Raw genomic sequence first — 18,920 nt, forward strand, 5'->3', positions numbered from 1 at the left:
GAGATTACCAAGGATTCCGAGACGGTTGTTTCTGTGTATATCGACCCGGCTGCAATTAAGGAAATTGCAAGCGGGTTTGAGGGGGTTGTCGAGGGATTCAAGAGCGCAGGTGAAGAGCTCCAGCAGTTAGCCCGGGAATATAAAGCGTTCACAGCTGCCCTTCCTCCTGACATGAAGCACTTGGGCGAAGCTGGCCTTTCGGCCATGCAGAATATGATACGCGGAGGAGCAAAGGATCAGGATATAGCCGCACTAATGAAGGATCCGGAGTTTCAAAAGGTTTTAACTCAACTGGCTGATGTTCAGTACGCTCTTGATAATGGCGGTATAAATTCCATATACCAGGAAAAAGGTGCAACGCGAATTGAGAATGGCGAGCTGTATATAGATATATACCTGAACGCTCCGACTCCTGTTGGTGTCAAGGTTCTAACTGCTCTAGGTTCTGCAAAAGATTATTTTGAAAGCATTCCATACAAAGAAGAAGCTGCGCTGGCCTTGCTTGGATTGCAAACTCTACTTTTCGGCCCAATTAAAACGGCAATCTCAGTAGCGGGAGATGTTGCTAAGGATACAATTTTTGGAGGATATATTGAGCAGGCTAAGACAGAGATTGCGACAGAAGTTGCTTCTCAGCTTCGGTATAATTTGTCATCATCTATAGTGGCTCCAAATGTTGATAGTTTTGGGTTTAGGGATCAGTTCGAAAATGATGTTGCTGCAGCAGAGTTTGGGATAGGCATTTTAGCCGGGAGCATTGGCGCGATTGTCGGGAGTAAGGCGTCCCTTGGGGGTGGCGGCGTTGGTGCGGGGAGTGTTAAGCTCTCATACGACAAGGCAACGAAGACATGGACCTCGCCAGCTGGGTTGGTGTATGGGCCAGACCGAAATGCAGAATTTGGGAATAGAATAAAGCATGTGTTAGCTCATTGTGAGGAAAATTCAGAAAAAACTAAGCATTCAGTTTTTAGTGTGCCAAGAGAACAGTTGCTTGGTTTGCTTGATGAAGCGTGGGTAAACAAGGGAGTGGGATTTACTGATGGAAGAGCATATGTCCATGTGGTTAATATGGGGAGAGTGGTTGGGACACAGGGTGAGCACAGTGTTCGAATTGTCACTCGCGCTGGTACATCAGAAATAGTGTCTGCATATCCCGTAAAATGATTGGAGTGTAGAATGGGTGATTCATTGTTTGTTGATAAGAATGGCGTTGTATATTGCACTTCATTTGAGGATGGAAGAATAGAAAAAATATTATTAAAAAAAACAGGTGATATCGTGTTTGTGTGCGAAGAGTGTGAATCAACATGGACTGATCCAGAAAGTATTTTTATGAAAAATGATTTTATTGGATTCATGGATTATATTGAATCAATTGGATTGATAGAGAGGGGTAAAGCTCCTGATTGGGATAACATTATTAGTAACTTGGGATATGTTTACATTAATGATGTCAAGGATTTTGTTGATAAGCATGGTGTGGAAATTGTTAGAGTGTAGATTGTTGGAGTGGCCCCGACCTGCGTAGGGTTTGTGTTCGCGAGGTGCCGCCGCTCTTCGGCTGTGTTGTCTTGTTCAGGCAATATCTCCTGGCCCCATGATTTGCGGAAGGCCGTAGCGTGCCGCAAACCCCAAACCATGATAACACGCAGCCGACACTTCCCGGCACGAGCACCGGGGCTATGCTGCTGGTGCGGGAGGCGTTGGCTCTGGCCCGCAGGTAACCCCTGATCAGGGTGGCGGCTCTGGCACAGCGCATATTACGCCGGATCAGAGTGGGGTGATTGATAATTCCAATCTAGTGATTAATAGTGGTAATCAGGATGCTGCTGAGTTGGCAGAAAAGATTGCCAAGGGGTATGCATGGGGGAAGCATGTAGTCAAGAAAGGCGAATTTTATGGGATAGTGAGTGATGAAAGGGAGTTCAAAGAACTAATTGAGCGCATCATTAAAAATCCCAGTGAAACGAAACAATTAGCTAATGGACGTCAAGGTTATTGGGATGACAAAACGGAGACGCTAGTTATAACAAGCCCCAAGGATAAAGATGGTGGAGCTTGTTTCCGCCCTGACAATGGAAAGGACTACTATGATAACAGCCTGGAATAGAACAGAAATATCTGATCAAGATGCAAGGCTATTACGCAGTATGCTTAACGAGGTCCTGCATGGATTTAATGCATCTGAATACAGTGACTTCTTTAAGTATAACAAATATAAATGTGAATGTGCTTTTGAAAAATTGAAGAAAAGCATAAAATCCAATAGAGTAATGTTCTATGGAGACATTGCGAAAGAGGAGTGGGTTGCAACGTTTGAGACGTTTAGGGCTGTTATGTTTGATTTTTTTGAATACAACGAGTTCCACACGACGCTTGGATATACTTTCCACGAATGTATTGATTTGTTTAGCAGAATATCAACTTTGTTGATAGATGGGCAAAACGGACAGAAATAGTATTCACTTTGCAGAATCGCTTCCGGCAACGAAATATTCGGGCTGCCCCTTTCCGGGCAGCCTTTCTTCATTTCTCCCCCTTCCCTGACGCTGGACACCAACACCCTGACCTATGCTGACATTCACGATCACGACACGGCCAGCAATGTCAGTGTGGGGGTGAGTGTATCCGGAAGCCATAACGGCGGCGTGGATGGCCCCAAGGCACCGGAGCAGGTGGGTGCAAAGGATGTTTCGCTGGGTTCCGTGAGTGTGGATTATTCCTCCAAAGACCGCCGCCAGATCAACCGCGCCACCATTGGTGAAGGCACCATCATCATTCGTTCTGACCCCAACGCAGGGCTTGAAGGGCTGAACCGCGACCTTGCCCGTGCGCAGGAGATTACCAAGGATTCCGAGACGGTTGTTTCTGTGTATATCGACCCGGCTGCAATTAAGGAAATTGCCAGCGGGTTTGAGGGGATACGGAGCGATTTGAGGAAAATCGCTGAGATTGTCAAAAAGGCTCTGCCCGATGGACCAATCGCAAAGAGTCTTGAAGCTCAGGCCGAGTTGATGGAGTCTTTGAAGGCTCAGGGTGTTACGGAGGAGGGGCTGGCTGAGCAAATCAGTGCCGCAAACCCATACGAGGCCAAGGTTATTTCTGAACTTGCTGCACTGGAGCAGCAGCACGGCACGCTTGAGAATGTTCCTGGCGAAGTGGCGCAGAGGATGCTCACTGCTTTGCAGAAACAATTTCAGACAACGAATTTGTTGTAGATGCTAATCAAAAGGCATAAAGGACATAAAGTGATGAAAACAATAAGGCTATTTCTAGAGTATACGTGCTCCGGCATATGGATTATTTATGACGATGGAGTAGATACTATTGAGCCAGAAGATCTTCCTGTTAGCGTTGAATTGCAAAAGGCTCTTGCTTTGTGGAATAGAACATATCAAGCAACGTATGATAGTGCAGTTGCACAGAATTCTGGATTTTCCAGCACGTTGGCAAGCAGATTGCTTGACGAAGCTTTCAATGAAGAGGGTGCGTTCTTACTTCAAAGACTTAAAGACGAACTCCCAGATGAGTACGACCTGACGCATACGCCTATTCGGTTGTATGACGCTTGATAACTGATTGAGGTTGGTTGCTGGTGAGATCGTTTTGGGGTCTGGGATGGTGTTGCCCCTCCTGAACCGGATACGTTGCCGACACTTTCCGGCACGAGCACCGGGGGGCTGTGCTGCCAGGCTGAGGAGGCGTTTGCCTGCCTCATGCTGCCGGGAGTGCAGGGGGGGATTCGGCATTGTACCATAGGAGTCCGGATATGAAGTTCGTTAGATTTGCGGTTGCGTGCATGCTCCTTCTTTCGCTTACGGCATGCATGGCATCGAATAATACATCCTCGCCGCATCGCAAGTCGTCTGTGCCGCTGCGGTCTATGAGTATAGAGGAAATGTTGCCGGGTATGCCGCTTGAGCAGCAGCTGGCTGTTGCCGCATCAAAGGGCAATATCAAAAAGATGGATGAGCTTGTGGCTGTCGGGGCGGATGTGAACGCCAGAGGGGCATACGGCGTAACCCTGCCCTACTGGGTGCTGATGCACCCCAATTATGAGGGGTTTGTTCATCTGCTGAAGCTCGGCGCGGACCCGACTATTTTTTCTAACAGAAAAGTGTCTTTTTTGCATTTTTCCATTGAGCAGTCGCCCGTGATAGGTCTGCGCTATCTCAAGGCAATTCTGGAAATAGGCAAGGCGGACCCCAATCTTGCCCATCCGGAGCGCCTGTATAGGCCACTTCAGTCGGCTATTGCTGTTAAGTCGCGTGAGGCCTTTGTCATGCTGGTGAATGCCGGTGCAGAGATTGATTACAACACGTTCGGGAATCTTCCATTTGTTGCAGACGTAATGCTCACAGGAGACTATGAGCTTGCCTATTATTTGCTGGAGCAGGGGGTCGCGATTACTGCAACCACCAGCTATGGCTTTGGGGTAAATACAGCGCTGGATTTTCCTTTGGAGCGTCAGCCATGGAATTTTGTTCCTTCTGCGCCGCAATACATGTGGTTCTGGCGTTGTGTTGATTTTGTGGAAAAGCGCGGCATGACGGTGAAGATTCCTCCGGATGCGCAACGCCCCGCTGTGCTTGCCACACACCCGCCTAACATCACCACATCGCCTCCCCGCACGGTGCCGATGACGGGTAACGTTATCATGCATGAGGTTTCGCTTACCTATCCCGCTCCGATATGGGCTCAGACTGTTGAAACTATGGAAGATCTGGCGGTGCGGAGCAAGAACAATCCCGGTGTCATAATGCATGAGGTTATTCCGCGAGGGGAAAACTTTGAGACGTGGAGCCGGAAGATGGTTCTGGGCGGCTTCTATGGAAGCGGCGTGACGCTGGAGAGTTTCACGGAAGCGTGGATAGCCCATGCTCGGAAGGAAGCTGGCGGAAGTCTTGCTGTGCAGACCATCGAGAAGGCGGAAGGTCACCTTTTGAGCCACCTGAAAAGCGAAGCTTCGGATTTTGAGATGTGCCTGTACACCGGAAGATATAAGGACACTTTTGTAGTGGTTTCGTCTGCGTGGCATCCATCCATGGTGCAGCAGCCGGAAGAGTACAGCGCCCATGTGCTGCGCGATATGCAGAAGATAAGAATGGACAAGGGCTTGAATGTGGTGCCGGTCAATTAGCGGGCGTTGCGGAGGCTCTGCTTTATAACCTGATGACACGGAGAGGTATCGTGAAGAATGTATGTGATTGCGCGGCTCGCGCGGTTGTTGTTTGGTGTTGCCCTCCTGAACCGGATACGCAGCCGACACTTCCCGGCACGAGCTTCAGGGCTATGCTGCTGATGCAGGAGGCGTTAGCCCTGCCCGCTGCTAGCTGGAGTAACCCTGTCCGCCTCACAACCGCACTGCCGAGCGCATCCCGCAGCCTGCCCCGCCGCTGAATGCCCAACCTTCAGCAGTGGTGCACGGTCAGGCCCCAATCATCCCAAGCGCCTACCGCGCAAATCAGCCTCGTCAGCAATCGCTGACATTCAGCAGCACGAAAAAAGGGTCTAGGTCAATTCGACCTAAGCCCTTGAAAAATTTGGTGGAACTGAACGGGATTGAACCGATGACTTCCCGCTCACTCTTCATTCTCATCAGGAAGTCGCTCAAACATAGGCACATTCTCCAAACCTGAATCCCAATTGGCCTTATTTGCGATGAAAATATGACCATCCGGCCGAATCGGCACTTCGCTGTCGAGACTGCCCACAGGCACGACGAGAAGAGCCCCATCCATTTGGATATTCGGCAGTGCAGAACCACAATGAATGCAGAAGCTCTTTATATGCCCTGTTGAGTTAAAATTGAACGTCCGTACGTCCTCTTCGCCAGATAACCATCGCAACTTGGCTGTGGAAGAGAACAGATTTGCAGCATGCGCTGAGCCAGTGTCTTTGCGGCATCGCTCGCAATGACAGAGATAAAAACTATCAAAACCACCTTCCACCTCAAATGCTACCTTGCCGCACAAACAGGCCCCTGCATGTTTCATTCTGCTTCCTCCATTACATAACGTCTGCTTTTTGAGCTGGAGCAGAAAAAAGCATAACGTCAGCCTACTCAAGAAGCAAACACCACCACGAAGCTTTTAAAGAACGTATAGCTCTTTCGCAGAAGCAGACACACAGAGCCGCTATTCGCTTGGGTAGGTGAGCTTGCCGGACTGGTGCGGCATGCTTGACGCGCGCCATATACCGCGCGGAGCCATGCGGATTGAGGGGATAAACGGACGCGACAACGAAAAAAACGGTTACGTCTTTCGACATAACCGCTTGTATTCGCGTGGTGGAGCTGAACGGGATTGAACCGATGACCTCTTGAATGCCATTCAAGCGCTCTCCCAACTGAGCTACAGCCCCACGCTGTGGAAGAGGTAAGTAACCAAGTGGCCTGTTGATGTCAACAGGAAATACTCTCCCAGCTGCTTTTTCTTGCACTGCCGGGAGCGTCCGCCCTGAAAACGGCACTGCACAAAGTGGCTACTTCCCTGCCGGAATCTGCACGCATTCCGCCCCCTCATTCTCTTCTGGCGCATGCGGCTCCGCTGCCATACAAAACCTCGCACGTGCGCGCTTGGCCTCATACATGGCGCTGTCCGCCGCGCTGAGCAGATCACTTGCGGTAGTGCCATGCGCGGGATACAGGCTGGCTCCCATGCTCGCTCCCACGGAACAGAGCGTACCATCGCAGTCATACGGCTCACCAAGCGATGCCAGCAACTCGCGGCTCACCCGTTCCACTGCGGCACAATCACCCACATCCCAGAGCACCACAGAAAATTCGTCCCCGCCCACCCGGGCGGCTAGGTCTGCACTGCGCAGCCGTGCGCACAACCGCTCCGCCACCTGCGCAAGCACCATATCCCCCACCCTGTGCCCGAACTGATCATTAATGGGCTTGAACCCGTCCAGATCAATAAACAGCAGCCCCACCCTGCACCCGGAACGCGCCCCCTGCCGCAGGGTCTTCTCCAGATGCTGGTTCATGCCTATGCGGTTGGCAATGCCCGTAAGCGGGTCCGTAATAACCAGCCGCGCCAACTCCTCTGCCGACTGCTTCTGCACGGTCACATCCACTACCAGTCCCTCAATGCGCTCCAGCCTGTCCCCCAGCCCGAACATGCCACGCGCGCTGATCGAAGCCCACCAGACAGCACCATCCGCGCGCACCACCTTCGCCTCAAAGCCAGAAACCACACGCTCCGCCCGCAACCGCTCCTGCAATTCGGCATATTGCTCGGGCTGCACAAAAAGCTGCGCCCCCACATCACGCACCTGCACCCGCATGGCCTGCGGCGAATCATAGCCAAACATTCCGGCCATGGCAGGATTCACGCCAAGAAACACGCCTTCCATGGATGCGGTAAAAATCCCTTCTGCCGCATTCATATACAGGGCGCGATAGCGCTCCTCTGCCCTGCGCAGAGAATTCTCCATACGCTTGCGGTCGGTTATGTCCATGATCACGCCCACAAGGCCGATCAACCCCCCATCCTCATTGAACATAGATTCCTTGTTGAACATCACGTCGCGAACGCTCCCCGCCGACACCACCTGATACTCATACTGCTGCACCGCCGGCCCGCACGAGGCTAACAGCGCAGCATCCATCTGATAATATTTTTCCGCATACGCCCGCGGCGCTACGTCAAACACTCTCTTGCCCAGCACCTGCTCGGCACTTTGCCCAAACAGGTGCTCAAACGCCAGGTTCACAAGCTGATAACGCCCCTCTGCGTCCTTAAAAAACACAGGCGTCGGCATGGCATTGAGAATATTCTGCAAAAAGGTGTGGCTTTCGCGCAGCATGCGCTCGGCTTCCTTGTATTCGGTCACATCCAGGACGGCACCCTGCAAATAGCCTTCTTCCTTGTGCAGTGTGGCCGTCATCATCACATGCAACGATCCGCCGTCCTTGCGACGCAGTTCCAGCTCCATGTTATCCACCCGCCCGTGCAACTGCAGCACATCCAGCAGCACGTCACGCATCCGGGGGTCCTGATACAGCCGGGTAGGTGTCGCCAGCCGCAACAGTTCCTCCACATCCGCATAGCCCAACGATTCGGCACAGGCCTGATTCGCAATGATAAAACGCTTGCCGTCCAGCGTTGAGCGAAAGATGCTCACCTGCGCCAGATCAAACAACGAACGGAACCGTTCCGCCTCGCGCTCGGCGGCATAAAGCGCACGGCTGTACTGCTCGCGCAGCACGTCCGCCTCCCTGCGCTGCACGCGCCGCTCATCCCGCCTTGCCCTGCGCGCCACCACCCACAGAGAAACAGCCCACACCGCAGCCAAAATCCCCGCCCCTATCAGCAACGGCCCTGCCCCGCCCTGCACGGCTACCCCCTTCCCTGCAGAGGCCTGCGCGCCGGAAGCGGGCAAACTGAACAGGGTGAAAAGGCTGAACAGACCGAACAGGCTAAAAAGGCTGAGCGGACTGAACGGGCTAAGCAGGTCTGCATGGCTAGGCAGGCGGGCGCGGGCGCGCGCCGCCTGAAAAAACGTCCGCACACCGCCACCGTGCAGCATTCTGCGCACCATCCCTGCCACTGTTCCTGTAGCTGTTCCGTATATATGAAGAGTCAAAAACATAGGGTACCCTGCATGAGTGTGTAATGCTCCCATTCTGCCATGCCGCCGCACATTTCCCAACGATATTTTTCCTCTCGCGGCACGTCAGGCATAGCACGCTGTTTTGACAATGCATACGACCACCCCCCGTCGGGGAGAAAGACCGCGGAAAAGGAGCCAAAAAACCGCACATGGCTGGTATGTTTTTGGGTACTATTCAACAAAAAAGTGGGTACTTGCACGATACGCCGCACCGTGAAATACCATAAGAACAGCATATACGGCACAACCATCCCCAGACCATACGGAGGAACCATGAAAGTAGTGGCTTTTAACGGCAGCCCGCGTGAGGGCGGCAACACGGAACATCTGATAAAGGCGGTCTTTGTTCCTCTGGAAGAGGCGGGCGTAGAAACGGAACTGGTGCGCATCGGCGGCACGGGGCTTCGGGGCTGCATCGCCTGCATGAAGTGTAGAGAGCGCAAAGACGGCAAATGCGCCATAAAAAACGATGATCTCAACGACTACGTGGAAAAGATGCGTCAGGCAGACGGCATCCTGCTCGGCTCCCCCACCTACTTCACGGACGTAACGGCAGAAATGCAGGCACTCATAGACCGCGCTGGCTTTGTCACGCTGGGCAACGGTGCACAGCTTCGCCGCAAGGTGGGCGCAGCCGTGGTGGCGGTCCGGCGCGGGGGAGCCACCCATGTGTTCGACACCATGAACCACTTTTTCCAGATCAGCCAGATGATCGTGCCCGGCTCCACCTACTGGAACATGGGTTACGGCCTTGGCCCCGGTCAGGTCACCGCCGATGAGGAAGGTATGAACAACATGCGCAATCTGGGCGAGACCATGGCGTGGCTGATGAAGGCTATAGAGGGACGCTGATCCGGATGTTCCGGTTAAACCGGTAAAGCCCGTTGTTCCGGCTAAGGCGGGACATAACGACCAGAGGCGGCATCGCGAAAAGCTGCCCGGAACCTATCTGGCCCTATCCGACCCTATCTGGCCCGACAGGAACTGGTGGCCCCGTTCAGCGCACAGAAACAGCATCCGCAGGCACCCGCCTCCCTGAATACATGGGGGTTGCGGAGCTTGCGGATGTCTTTTCTTCCTACTTCTTGTTCCGGTTCTTATGCTTGTGGGCAAGGGTAATGCCCGCAAGAAAACCGGCCACCATACCCAGAGCCAGCGCGCGAGGCAGATTATCCATAAACCCTGCCAGATGGGCAAAGGTGCCCATTGCTCCGCCTATGAGTATGCCCCGCACCAGATAGTTGGGCATTTCCTTGTTGTCGTCTGGGGTCTTAGACATGGGTATCTCCTTGTGAACTATGCGCAATCCTTGCGGTTACGGTTGCGCAAGCCTACGGGCAGGGCAGGCCTGTGTCAACGTGAACCGAATGTTGCCCCTCCAAACGCAGGCTCCCCGGTTCCGTGAGGAACCGGGGAGCTCGCTTAGGAGGTCGCTTCGCTTGTCTAAGGCTGGTTGCGACCGTGGGCAAAGCCGCAACCGGGGAACAGAGGCATGGGAAGGAGGAGTCAATGCATGTTTCAAACTATCCGTTCGTGCAGTGCCGCGTGGTTCTGGTCTCCCCCGCAGACACTGCCGTCAATCTCTATGTCATGCGGAACATCATTCCGCCTGTTTTGCTGGGCAGGGCTTCGCGCGTTGAAGCCCTGCCGGGTATCCTGTCGATCGGCGGAAAGACGGAGAGGAGGAAACCGTCTTTCCAAGGGAGCATACCTGTCTGCCGGTCCCTGCGTAGGGATTCAGGAACCGCAGCATCTGGAGTCGGTCTGCGCGCCCGCCGCCAAAGGGGGAAAGCGTCAGGTGCGCAGTTGGCCGGAGATGTCGAATCCGGCCCGAGCCAACGTGTGAGGAAACGTTCAAGCCTAGCGTTCTGTTTATCCGGTCAGGATTCGGAAATGCTGCCTTCTGCCACAAAGGACACCTCTTCCACCCGACCGTTGCGTCCTTCTCCATCCGCCTGTTCTCTCAGATTCTCTCAGAGGGAGAAGACATGTTCGCCGTATCTGGTCTTCTTATAGCACACACCGTGCCAAACAATTTTGTCCTGCAATTTCAGCTAGTCACAAAAAGCCTTCGTTCCTTCGCCTTCACTTGTGCAACTTTCTGCGCAACATGTTGCACAAACATCTGCTGCATGCACTGCACTTGTGCAATAATCCCCTTTTTGCACAAAAGCACCCCATTATCGCCCGATGAGCAGATCCCCGCGCACAACCGGCCCGGAAAAATATACGGCAGACCGCTTGCAGTATACCCCTGTATTTTCAAAGGGCATATTCAGGCTGCGCAAAACTTGGCCCGTCGCAGATGACTCTTGCAGCAACCTGCGGCTGCTCCCTCAGTCCCTCACTCCCTCAGTCTCTCAGTCCCTCAGTCCACGGGGCTTGCGTCCAGAGACTCCACCACCACCCCTTCACGGTGCAGGCGGTCCGCAAACAGACCGTTGCCTGCCACCTGAATACCGGAAAAGGTTCCATCATAAATGATGCCGAACCCGCACGAAGGCGAGCGGGATTTCAAAATCGCCCGCGTGCAGCCCGCCAGCCGCACAAGGTGCATGGCCTCATCCACGCCGTGGAGCATGGCAGGCGTTATGTCATTGCCGTCCCTGTCCAGCGCGCACCCCTGCAGCAGCTCAAAGGGAGACCTCGGGGTGGGCAGTCCTCCCAGTTGTTCAGGACACAGGGGCAGTGCCCTGCCCTGCCGCACAAGCTCCAGCACGTGTTCATCCGGCGTGGTCTTGCCGTCGTAACGGCAGTGGCAGCCTGCAAGGCAGGCGCTAACAACATATTCCATGAGCACTCTCCCTGTTTCATCCGCTCCGGGCACCTTCCGTCAGGCACGCGGCGCGGCCATAGTGTGGCGGTCAGCTATAGCGCACCCTGCACGCCGCCGCAACGACCTGCCGATAGCGGATTGCACATCACTCCCCCACCGCTTCTGCAACGCGCAAAAAACTGCTATGCCTTCCTCATGCACACGCCCCCAGCCATATCCCCGGACACGCCCCAACCGGCTCTGAGCCAGCCCCCGCAAAGACGCATCCTGCATCTGGACATGGATGCCTTCTTTGCCTCCGTGGAGCAGCTGGACCACCCGGAATGGCGCGGCAAGCCCGTCATCGTGGGCGGGCGTGAACGCGGGGTGGTCTCCGCCGCCTCCTACGAGGCACGCACCTTCGGCGTGCGCTCCGCCATCCCCATTGCACGGGCAAAAAAACTCTGCCCCCACGGCATCTACACCCGCGGCAACATGGCCCGCTATGCGGAAATCTCCCGGCAGATCATGAACCTCCTCTCCTCCTATTCCCCGCTGGTAGAACCGGCATCCATCGACGAAGCCTATCTGGACGCCTCCGGGCTGGAACGCCTCTTCGGCTCCCCGCGCGATTTAGCCCTGCGCATCAAGCAGGATATCCGGCAGACCGTGGGGCTTGCCTGCTCCATCGGCATCGCTCCCGTAAAGTTTCTTGCCAAGATAGCTTCAGACCACAACAAGCCCGACGGGCTGTTCATACTGGAGCCGGACGACGTGCCCGGCTTTCTCTCCACCCTGCCCGTGGCGCGCATTCCCGGTGTGGGCAAACGGTTTCTGGAAGAACTGGAAAAACTGGGCGTGCGCACCTGCCGCGATGCGCAGCAGTACCCGCAAAGCTTCTGGGAACGCCGCTTCGGCAAGGGGGGGCTGTCCCTGTGGCGCAGGGCGCATGGGCTGGACGGGCGGGGGGTGGAAACAGGCTACGAGGCAAAGTCAGAAAGCGCAGAAAACACCTTTGCAGAAGACACAGACGACCGCGAACTGCTTAAAAAATGGCTCCTGCGTCAGGCGGAACGGGTGGGAACCGGGCAGCGGCGCATGGGCGTGAAGGGGCGCACCGTCACGCTCAAGCTCAAATATGCGGACTTCACCGCCATCACCCGCAGCCGCAGCCTGCCGGAGCCCACAGATTCCACAGAGATCATCTTTCAAACCGCGTGCGAACTGCTGGATGCCGTGCCCCTGCGGCAGAAGGTGCGCCTCATCGGGGTGGGACTTTCCAACTACGACCGCGGACCGCAGCAGCTCAGCCTGCTGGACGGCAGTGCGGGTGGGCAGACAGGCGGCAAGGTTGCCACGGAGAAGCAACGTAATCTGGACCGGGCGCTGGATGCCCTGCGCGACAAGTTCGGACGCGATGCCATAACGCGCGGGCGGCTCTTCGATTTCGATAAGTAGACAAACTCGCGTCACTCTGTAGTACAATTCATACTACAAAAAGACATACTAAACGATTTCACTTCCTTTCACCGTCTGCGCACGCACCGGCAGCCTGCCTTCTTCGCTCGGCCCGCAGGCCGCCTCAGCCTTCCCCTGCCGCCTTCGCCCCGGCCACCTTCAGCTGCAGATAACCTCGGTCAGGCGGGCACAGGTGGCCTCATCCGGTGCGTACTCCACGCCATTCAGCCACACCACGGGCCGCATGCCCATGAGCGAGTTCAGCACATAGGCATGGCGAAACCCGCCCGCAGTGCTCGCCCGCACGGTGCAGCCATCAATGGGGGTAACCTCGCGCGCTGCGGCAAGCGCGGTAGACTCCAGCCTGTCCGCACTGCCGGGAGTACACAGGCTGGTCCCGTCGCCGAACACCAACGCCGCCGTGGTCGTTTCCAGCAGCACGCCGTCCTGATGCACCAGCACCGCGTCGTCATACCCCAGCGCCTGGGCACTGCGACGCTCCATCCAGTGGAACATGGCATTCATGGATTTGTGGGCAAAATAGGGGTGCTGCACGGCAACGGAAGCCAGCGCAAGACGGTACGTCTTGTCCGGTTGCGGCGCATAGGGCACTGCGGCAATCACGGGCACCACGGTGCCCGACTCATCTTCTGCGGGGAAAAAGATATTCACCCGCGCCGCACGCTCCGTCAGCCCGTTGGCGCGCAGCACAGCGGCAATGGCTTCCGCGTAACGGGCGTCCCCATAGGATGCTTCTGGCTCCGTCAGCCCGAAAAATTCCAGACTCCGCCGTGCCCGTGCCAGATGCGCAGGCAGGCGGCACAGGTTTCTGCCGTTATACAGCAAGGTTTCAAACACCCCCGCCCCGAACCGGAAGGCGGGTGAGCCTATATCCTGCCGTATGCCCCCTTCGTGCAGCTGACCGTTCCTGTAGTAGATCATCCTTCCAGCACCCGTAAAAACTTGCCCGCCTTGGCAAGGGTTTCCGCGTATTCACGTTCAGGGTCAGAATCCGCCACAATGCCGCTCCCCGCAAAAAAACTCAGCGTCTCCGCCTGCTCATCGTACCATCCCGTGCGTATGGCTATGCTGCTGTCCATGGTGCGCGCATCCTCCACACAGAAGACGCTGCCGCAATACAGGTCACGGCTGTGCGGCTCCAGCCGGTCAATAATGCGCATGGTACGCCGCTTGGGGCATCCGGTCACGGAGCCGCCGGGAAAGGCGTCCAGCAGCAGGTCCAGACAGGTGGCATCCTGCCGCAGGGTGCCGCGCACATCAGAGTACATCTGAATGAGCGAATCCACTACAAAGGTGGCTTTATGCCTCGGCACATGCACGCTGCCATACTCGCAGCGGGTGGAAATATCGTTGCGGATAAGGTCCGTGATCATAGAAAGTTCCGCGCTCTCCTTGGGCGACTCCGTGAGCAGCCGCTCCATGCCGGGCACATAGTCCCCCTGCCACGAACCGCCCCATTCCCCCGAACCCTCCGATTGTCCCGCTGCAGCCCCCCCCGGCACAGCATTCCCCCGCAAAGCGCGCGCCTCTCCCGCCCCGGCACTTGCTCCGAATGCCAGCGTCCCTTTAATGGGCTGTGCCAGCACCTCCCCCGCACGCACCCGCACAAACCGTTCCGGCGAGGTGGAGAGCACGCGCAAGGCACCTCCCTGCCCCTGCGCACCGCCCACGGTGTTCAGCCAGGCGTGAAACGGGGCGGGCGAGGTCTCCCAAAGGTGCAGGAACAGCCGCAGCGGATCAAATCCCGTCCCGTGCAGGTCCGCCATGAATTTGATGGAGAGGTTCAGTTGGTAGGTGTCGCCGTTGCGGATGCACTCCAGCACCTCCTCCACGCCGCGCATGTAGGCGGCGGCGTCCAGCGACCGGGCAATACGGCCTTTCCACGCCGGAGAAGCCCCGGTCCATGCCTGCTGCGTCCCGCCGCTCCGTCCGTCCCCGGCGTCCCCGGCGTACTTGGCGTACTTGGCGTACTTGGCATCCGGTGCGGAAACGGAAAAACGGGCGCACACATCTTCCAGCGCGCGCAGCCGTTCGTGCCGCGCCTCTTCCGCCGCATGGCACTCCACCAGCACTGTTCCCCGTCCCGCCGGGCTATCCTCGGTTTTCGGGCTATTCGGGCCATCCTGACTCCCGTGGCTCCCGTGACTTCCGTAGCTTCCGTAGCTCCTGCGGTCATCGGCAGCAGCAGGGGTCAGATACAGCAGCACCGCATACTGGCGCACATGTCCTTGCGGTAGCGACTGCGGTTTGGCACTGGCAATACCGTAACGGGTCAATCCGTAGGTGTAGGCAAGATACCCCATGGAAGCAGGCAGCACCCTGCGCAGTGCCTCTCCGGGCACGTCAAGGCAGAATCCGCGCACCTCCTCCGCAGCGGTACGGGCCGTCACCACCAGTTCCCGCGCCGGGTCCACGCCCACAATGCAGCGCTGCGGTTCTCCCCGCCACATCAGTTGCGGTTCTGCCGTGCCCTCACGGGTCACGCCGCCCAGCAGCATGTCTGCACCAAAATCCTGCGCCAGACGCAGGAACAGGGCGGGCAGTGCCGCGACGCTAACGGTTGTGGAAAAAGCGCAACGCATGGGCAATATACCACTCCCCGTCCGGGGTAAGAAACGATTCCGGGTGAAACTGCAATCCCATCAGCGGGCGCGACTCGTGACACAGCCCCATAACAATACCGGCCCCGCCATATGCCACTGGTTCCACAGATTCCACGGACTCCACAGGCTCCACAGACTCCGGGGGCACACGTGATTTCCCGGCGATCACGGCGTTCGCGGATTGCACGGGGTTCCCAGACTCGACGGACTCGGCGGAACTCAGGGACGCCGCACACTCGACAGACTTGGCAGTGTCAACAGACTTAGCTGCCTTGCTAGGTTCGACAGCCTTGCCAATCCCGACAAAATTGCCAGCCTCAACAGGCTTGTCAGCCCCGACAGTCCCGACAGGCTTGGCAAGCACCACAGATCCCTGTACCCCGGCAGTGCAGCCTTCCGGCGTCTCGTCTTCCTCCGGGCACAGCGTGGCAATAACGCGCAGACCCTGCCCCAGACGCGAGCAGTGCAACGAATGATACCGCGCAACCCTACGCCCCCTGCCTTCCATGACAATGCGGGCCTGCTTGCCGTGCACGCCGCCCGCCCCGTTTTGCGGGTGCGCGGGCAGCCGCGCCGTTTCGCCCCCGAAGTGATGATTCAGTACCTGCATCCCCATGCAGATACCCAGCACAGGCACACCGCTGTCTATAATGTCCGCATAAGCGGGATACTCGCGCGGATGCCCCGGCCCCGGCGAAATGACCACCAGATCGGGCCTTGTACCTGTTCTGCTCTCCGGCCAACTATCCGGCCAGCAATCCGGCCCGCCGTTCCGTCGTATGTCCCGCAGCCGCGCATAGGGCACCACCTGCACCTGCCCCCCGGTGGCTGCCACCAGCAGGTGCTCCAGATTGCGGGTAAAGCTGTCGTTGTTGTCCGCCAGCAGAATGCGCACGCGGCTACTCCGCCGTTATCCAGATAAGGGAAGCCTGCCGCCCGCACCGGTTTTCCCTGCGGTAGGAAAAGAACATCCCCTCAAGGGTGTGGGTGCACAGGTCCAGCCCAAAGATGCTCCCCTCGCTCAGTCCCGCCTGCATAAGCTGATGCCGGGTCAGGCTCCACAGGTCCATGGTCCGCGCAGCAGCGTCATGCCATCGGGTCCAGTCCGGCCCCCACTCCATGCTAAAGTTCACGAACTCCGCCATGGCGGGGCCAAGGCTCGGTCCGCGCACCGCCCGCACGTCTGCCGGATCCAGCCCGTAGCGCTCGCAGAACCGCGCCACGCCCGTCTGCACAAACCCCATGCGGTTGCCCCGCCAGCCCGCATGCAGCGCGGCAATATGCCCGCCACCGGCATGGGCCAGCAGAATGGGCTGGCAATCCGCCGTCTTAATGACCAGCACCCTACCCGGTTCATCCGTGGCGGCACCGTCTGCCTCTGTGGTCCCGGGCGCATCCGGCGGTACGGAAGACGGGTCAAACACCAGTACGTCTCCGTGCACCTGCTTCAGTTCACACCACGAATCCACCCCCAGCCCCGCCATGAGCAGCCGCCTGTTTTCCGCCACCGTATCCGGGGCATCGCCCACGTCATGCGAAATATTGGCCCCGCCAAAAGGCCCCTCCCCGCCCGCACCGCCGCACCGGGTCTGAAAGGCGCAGCGCACGGAATCAATGCCGGGAAAGCGGAACGGAATATAGTCTACAGCCATAGGAACTCCTTCTCTGTGCACAGCGCGTGTACGGGTCTGTCCCACGGGTCGGCGGGTATGGCGGGCACAACCTGAAAGGCGTGAGCAAAGCCCACCAGCACAGTGCCGCTCATGGAGGGGTGCGCCAGATAGCGGTCATAATACCCCGCGCCGAACCCCAGCCTGTTTCCGGCCGTATCAAACCCCACGCCGGGAATAACCGCCAGCTCCGGACAAAACGCCTGGTCATCAGGCAGCAACGCAGGGCAACGCTCCGCGTCCGGCTCCTTCAGCCCGAACCCACCGGGAACCAGTTCATCCTCTCCGCCGCACAGGGCAAGGCACATCTCTCCCCTGCACTGCGGATTCACGCGCGGCAGCAGCACGCTTTTTCCTTCCGTCCACGCCCTGCGCGCCAGCAGCGTGGTGTCCAGTTCATTGCGCAGCGGCATGTACAGCAAAACCTGCCGCGCCCTGCGCCACAGGTCCTGCGCCAAAAGACGCTCCTGCGCGGCCACGCCGTTCTCCTGCGCCGTCTCCGGCGGCAGGGCATCCCGCAAGGCCAGCAGTGTTTTCCGTAGCGACTGCTTATTCATCAGGTGCCATCATATATATTGTACTCATCAGATTCCATCAGGCTCATTCTAATCCCCCCCCAACTCGCCCGAACTCTTATTGCCTTGTTCAACCCTGTTGAATCCCGTTCAGTCCAGATCAGTCCTATGCAACCAGTTCACCCAGTTCACCCAGTTCAATCCAGTTCGATCAAGACCAGCCAAATTCAGTCCAGTTCAGCCTCGTCCGGTTTCGTCCACAATCGTCCACACTCGTCCGGTCCCGTTTTCCCAATGGCCGAAAAAACTATTGTGACGCCGCATCCCCCTGCGATACTGTGAACACGGCAAACACCGGAGCAAATACCGCCCGGTGCCGCGACCCTAACAAGGAACGTACTCCATGCAAAGCGGCGAATACTGGATCGGATTCGGCGACATCCACGACGACATATCACGCATTCACGCCATTCCCGGCATCCGGCAGGCCGCAGGCGTCATCCTTTCCGGCGACCTCACCGTGGGCGGCAGCGTGAAGCAGGCAGAGCGGGTTCTGCGCGCCGTGGCGGAAGTAAACCAAACCGTCTACGCCCAGATAGGCAACATGGACCGTGCGGAGGTCACCACCTATCTGGAGGAGAACGGCTGGAACATCCACATCCGCTCGCGCGAGATTGCTCCCGGCGTAGGGCTGATGGGAGTAGGCACATCCACCTTCACCCCCTTCGGCACGCCTTCGGAATTTCCCGACTCCCGCATAGCCGAATGGCTTGAACAGGCGTACCGCGATGCGCGCCACTTCCGCCGCCTCATCCTCATCTCGCATACCCCGCCCTTCAATACGGAATGCGACCGCATCTCCTCCGGCGTGCATGTTGGCAGCCGCGCCGTGCGCGAGTTTATTGAGGAACACCAGCCGGATATTTGCCTGTGCGGGCACATCCACGAATCCCGCGCCACCGGCAAGCTGGGCAGGACCACACTGATCAACACGGGCACCCTTTCTGCGGGCGGGTATGCCGTCATCCGCAATATGGCTGAGGGATTGCAGGCGGAACTGCACATGCTGGCATGAAATTCATGTTTTTCCAATTTTCTGATTGACAGTGCCGGGGCGTATGTATACATATGTCGTCCCTGAGCGGGAACGCCTTTCAGGCGCAGCCTGCTTCAACAAAGCTACATGACGCGGGGTGGAGCAGCTCGGTAGCTCGTCGGGCTCATAACCCGAAGGTCGTCGGTTCAAATCCGGCCCCCGCTACCAAATTTACCCCCCTGT

General features: G+C 57.2%; 19 protein-coding genes and 2 tRNA genes. 11 read left to right on the top strand and 10 right to left on the bottom strand.

Annotation, left to right across the window (positions count from 1 at the left end; genetic code table 11):
* The 7 genes from HUV26_RS15680 to HUV26_RS15710 all read left to right on the top strand — a co-directional run.
* Positions 1-1,164, top strand: a 1,164-nt coding sequence (locus HUV26_RS15680) for a hypothetical protein (protein WP_205245165.1), incomplete at its 5' end; no start/stop codon positions are given.
* A gap of 12 nt (positions 1,165-1,176) precedes the next feature.
* Complete coding sequence (locus HUV26_RS15685; RefSeq protein ID WP_174411089.1) at positions 1,177-1,500, top strand: hypothetical protein; 324 nt, start codon at positions 1,177-1,179, stop codon at positions 1,498-1,500.
* 280 nt (positions 1,501-1,780) lie between these two features.
* Entirely contained in the window at positions 1,781-2,110 is a 330-nt protein-coding gene (locus HUV26_RS15690; protein WP_174411090.1) for a hypothetical protein, read from the top strand.
* Positions 2,091-2,459, top strand: coding sequence for a hypothetical protein (locus HUV26_RS15695; protein WP_174411091.1), 369 nt, complete (start codon positions 2,091-2,093; stop codon positions 2,457-2,459). The genes HUV26_RS15690 and HUV26_RS15695 overlap by 20 nt, the downstream gene beginning before the upstream one ends.
* A 159-nt stretch (positions 2,460-2,618) precedes the next feature.
* Entirely contained in the window at positions 2,619-3,218 is a 600-nt protein-coding gene (locus tag HUV26_RS15700) for a hypothetical protein (RefSeq protein ID WP_174411092.1), read from the top strand.
* Positions 3,219-3,251: 33 nt separating this feature from the next.
* A complete protein-coding gene (locus HUV26_RS15705) occupies positions 3,252-3,572 on the top strand; it encodes an immunity protein CdiI family protein (protein WP_507762565.1) in 321 nt (106 codons plus the stop codon).
* 197 nt (positions 3,573-3,769) lie between these two features.
* Positions 3,770-5,140 carry an ankyrin repeat domain-containing protein gene (locus HUV26_RS15710; RefSeq protein WP_174411094.1) on the top strand — a complete coding sequence of 457 codons (1,371 nt, stop codon included), beginning with the start codon at positions 3,770-3,772 and terminating at the stop codon, positions 5,138-5,140.
* Positions 5,141-5,582: 442 nt separating this feature from the next.
* Here the strand turns inward: HUV26_RS15710 and HUV26_RS15715 are convergent, their stop codons facing one another.
* The 3 genes from HUV26_RS15715 to HUV26_RS15725 form a co-directional block, all read right to left on the bottom strand.
* Positions 5,583-5,996: a GFA family protein gene (locus HUV26_RS15715; protein WP_174411095.1), complete on the bottom strand. Its 414-nt coding sequence runs from the start codon at positions 5,994-5,996 to the stop codon at positions 5,583-5,585.
* A gap of 291 nt (positions 5,997-6,287) precedes the next feature.
* A tRNA-Ala gene (locus HUV26_RS15720) sits at positions 6,288-6,363 on the bottom strand.
* A gap of 120 nt (positions 6,364-6,483) precedes the next feature.
* Positions 6,484-8,598, bottom strand: coding sequence for a sensor domain-containing protein (locus tag HUV26_RS15725; protein WP_174411096.1), 2,115 nt, complete (start codon positions 8,596-8,598; stop codon positions 6,484-6,486).
* Between the two features lie 294 nt (positions 8,599-8,892).
* Here HUV26_RS15725 and HUV26_RS15730 point away from each other — a divergent pair, with 294 nt between their 5' ends.
* Positions 8,893-9,471, top strand: a complete 579-nt coding sequence (locus HUV26_RS15730) for a flavodoxin family protein (protein ID WP_174411097.1) — start codon at positions 8,893-8,895, stop codon at positions 9,469-9,471.
* 226 nt (positions 9,472-9,697) lie between these two features.
* Here HUV26_RS15730 and HUV26_RS15735 read toward each other — a convergent pair whose 3' ends face one another.
* Both HUV26_RS15735 and HUV26_RS15740 read right to left on the bottom strand, forming a co-directional pair.
* Positions 9,698-9,898 (bottom strand): hypothetical protein, encoded by a 201-nt coding sequence (locus HUV26_RS15735; protein WP_174411088.1) that lies wholly within the window; start codon positions 9,896-9,898, stop codon positions 9,698-9,700.
* Between the two features lie 1,089 nt (positions 9,899-10,987).
* Positions 10,988-11,413, bottom strand: coding sequence for a 2-thiouracil desulfurase family protein (locus HUV26_RS15740; protein WP_174411098.1), 426 nt, complete (start codon positions 11,411-11,413; stop codon positions 10,988-10,990).
* Between the two features lie 177 nt (positions 11,414-11,590).
* On the opposite strand from HUV26_RS15740, the gene dinB reads away from it, so the two are divergent.
* Positions 11,591-12,832, top strand: a complete 1,242-nt coding sequence (gene dinB, locus HUV26_RS15745) for a DNA polymerase IV (protein WP_174411099.1) — start codon at positions 11,591-11,593, stop codon at positions 12,830-12,832.
* Between the two features lie 159 nt (positions 12,833-12,991).
* Here dinB and HUV26_RS15750 read toward each other — a convergent pair whose 3' ends face one another.
* From HUV26_RS15750 to HUV26_RS15775, 5 genes are read right to left on the bottom strand one after another with little or no spacing between them, the layout of a single operon-like run.
* Positions 12,992-13,774: an aminotransferase class IV gene (locus HUV26_RS15750; protein WP_174411100.1), complete on the bottom strand. Its 783-nt coding sequence runs from the start codon at positions 13,772-13,774 to the stop codon at positions 12,992-12,994.
* Positions 13,771-15,435, bottom strand: coding sequence for a chorismate-binding protein (locus tag HUV26_RS16865; protein WP_243451431.1), 1,665 nt, complete (start codon positions 15,433-15,435; stop codon positions 13,771-13,773). Before HUV26_RS16865 ends, HUV26_RS15750 begins: the two co-directional genes overlap by 4 nt.
* The gene (locus HUV26_RS16870) at positions 15,407-16,351 is read right to left on the bottom strand and encodes an aminodeoxychorismate/anthranilate synthase component II (RefSeq protein ID WP_243451417.1); all 945 of its coding nucleotides are present in this window, start codon (positions 16,349-16,351) and stop codon (positions 15,407-15,409) included. The genes HUV26_RS16865 and HUV26_RS16870 overlap by 29 nt, the downstream gene beginning before the upstream one ends.
* 4 nt (positions 16,352-16,355) lie before the next feature.
* Positions 16,356-17,108: a purine nucleoside phosphorylase YfiH/LACC1 family protein gene (locus tag HUV26_RS15770; RefSeq protein ID WP_174411101.1), complete on the bottom strand. Its 753-nt coding sequence runs from the start codon at positions 17,106-17,108 to the stop codon at positions 16,356-16,358.
* Entirely contained in the window at positions 17,099-17,683 is a 585-nt protein-coding gene (locus tag HUV26_RS15775; protein WP_174411102.1) for a 5-formyltetrahydrofolate cyclo-ligase, read from the bottom strand. The genes HUV26_RS15770 and HUV26_RS15775 overlap by 10 nt, the downstream gene beginning before the upstream one ends.
* 361 nt (positions 17,684-18,044) lie before the next feature.
* On the opposite strand from HUV26_RS15775, the gene HUV26_RS15780 reads away from it, so the two are divergent.
* A complete protein-coding gene (locus HUV26_RS15780; protein WP_174411103.1) occupies positions 18,045-18,716 on the top strand; it encodes a metallophosphoesterase in 672 nt (223 codons plus the stop codon).
* A gap of 112 nt (positions 18,717-18,828) precedes the next feature.
* Positions 18,829-18,905: transfer RNA gene (locus HUV26_RS15785), tRNA-Met, on the top strand.
* Positions 18,906-18,920: the final 15 nt, after the last annotated feature.

Origin of the sequence: Desulfovibrio psychrotolerans, assembly GCF_013340305.1 — a bacterium.
Lineage (GTDB): Bacteria > Desulfobacterota > Desulfovibrionia > Desulfovibrionales > Desulfovibrionaceae > Halodesulfovibrio > Halodesulfovibrio psychrotolerans.

Bases quoted from the DNA above. Each gene is read 5' to 3' on its own strand.
- HUV26_RS15725 (WP_174411096.1), bottom strand. From the start codon at position 8,598: ATGTTTTTGACTCTTCATATATACGGAACAGCTACAGGAACAGTGGCA.
- HUV26_RS15780 (WP_174411103.1), top strand. From the start codon at position 18,045: ATGCAAAGCGGCGAATACTGGATCGGATTCGGCGACATCCACGACGAC.
- HUV26_RS15730 (WP_174411097.1), top strand. From the start codon at position 8,893: ATGAAAGTAGTGGCTTTTAACGGCAGCCCGCGTGAGGGCGGCAACACG.
- HUV26_RS15740 (WP_174411098.1), bottom strand. From the start codon at position 11,413: ATGGAATATGTTGTTAGCGCCTGCCTTGCAGGCTGCCACTGCCGTTAC.
- HUV26_RS15775 (WP_174411102.1), bottom strand. From the start codon at position 17,683: ATGAATAAGCAGTCGCTACGGAAAACACTGCTGGCCTTGCGGGATGCC.
- HUV26_RS15705 (WP_507762565.1), top strand. From the start codon at position 3,252: ATGAAAACAATAAGGCTATTTCTAGAGTATACGTGCTCCGGCATATGG.
- HUV26_RS15735 (WP_174411088.1), bottom strand. From the start codon at position 9,898: ATGTCTAAGACCCCAGACGACAACAAGGAAATGCCCAACTATCTGGTG.
- HUV26_RS15715 (WP_174411095.1), bottom strand. From the start codon at position 5,996: ATGAAACATGCAGGGGCCTGTTTGTGCGGCAAGGTAGCATTTGAGGTG.
- HUV26_RS15685 (WP_174411089.1), top strand. From the start codon at position 1,177: ATGGGTGATTCATTGTTTGTTGATAAGAATGGCGTTGTATATTGCACT.
- HUV26_RS15695 (WP_174411091.1), top strand. From the start codon at position 2,091: ATGATAACAGCCTGGAATAGAACAGAAATATCTGATCAAGATGCAAGG.
- dinB (WP_174411099.1), top strand. From the start codon at position 11,591: ATGCACACGCCCCCAGCCATATCCCCGGACACGCCCCAACCGGCTCTG.
- HUV26_RS15710 (WP_174411094.1), top strand. From the start codon at position 3,770: ATGAAGTTCGTTAGATTTGCGGTTGCGTGCATGCTCCTTCTTTCGCTT.
- HUV26_RS16865 (WP_243451431.1), bottom strand. From the start codon at position 15,435: ATGCGTTGCGCTTTTTCCACAACCGTTAGCGTCGCGGCACTGCCCGCC.
- HUV26_RS15750 (WP_174411100.1), bottom strand. From the start codon at position 13,774: ATGATCTACTACAGGAACGGTCAGCTGCACGAAGGGGGCATACGGCAG.
- HUV26_RS15770 (WP_174411101.1), bottom strand. From the start codon at position 17,108: ATGGCTGTAGACTATATTCCGTTCCGCTTTCCCGGCATTGATTCCGTG.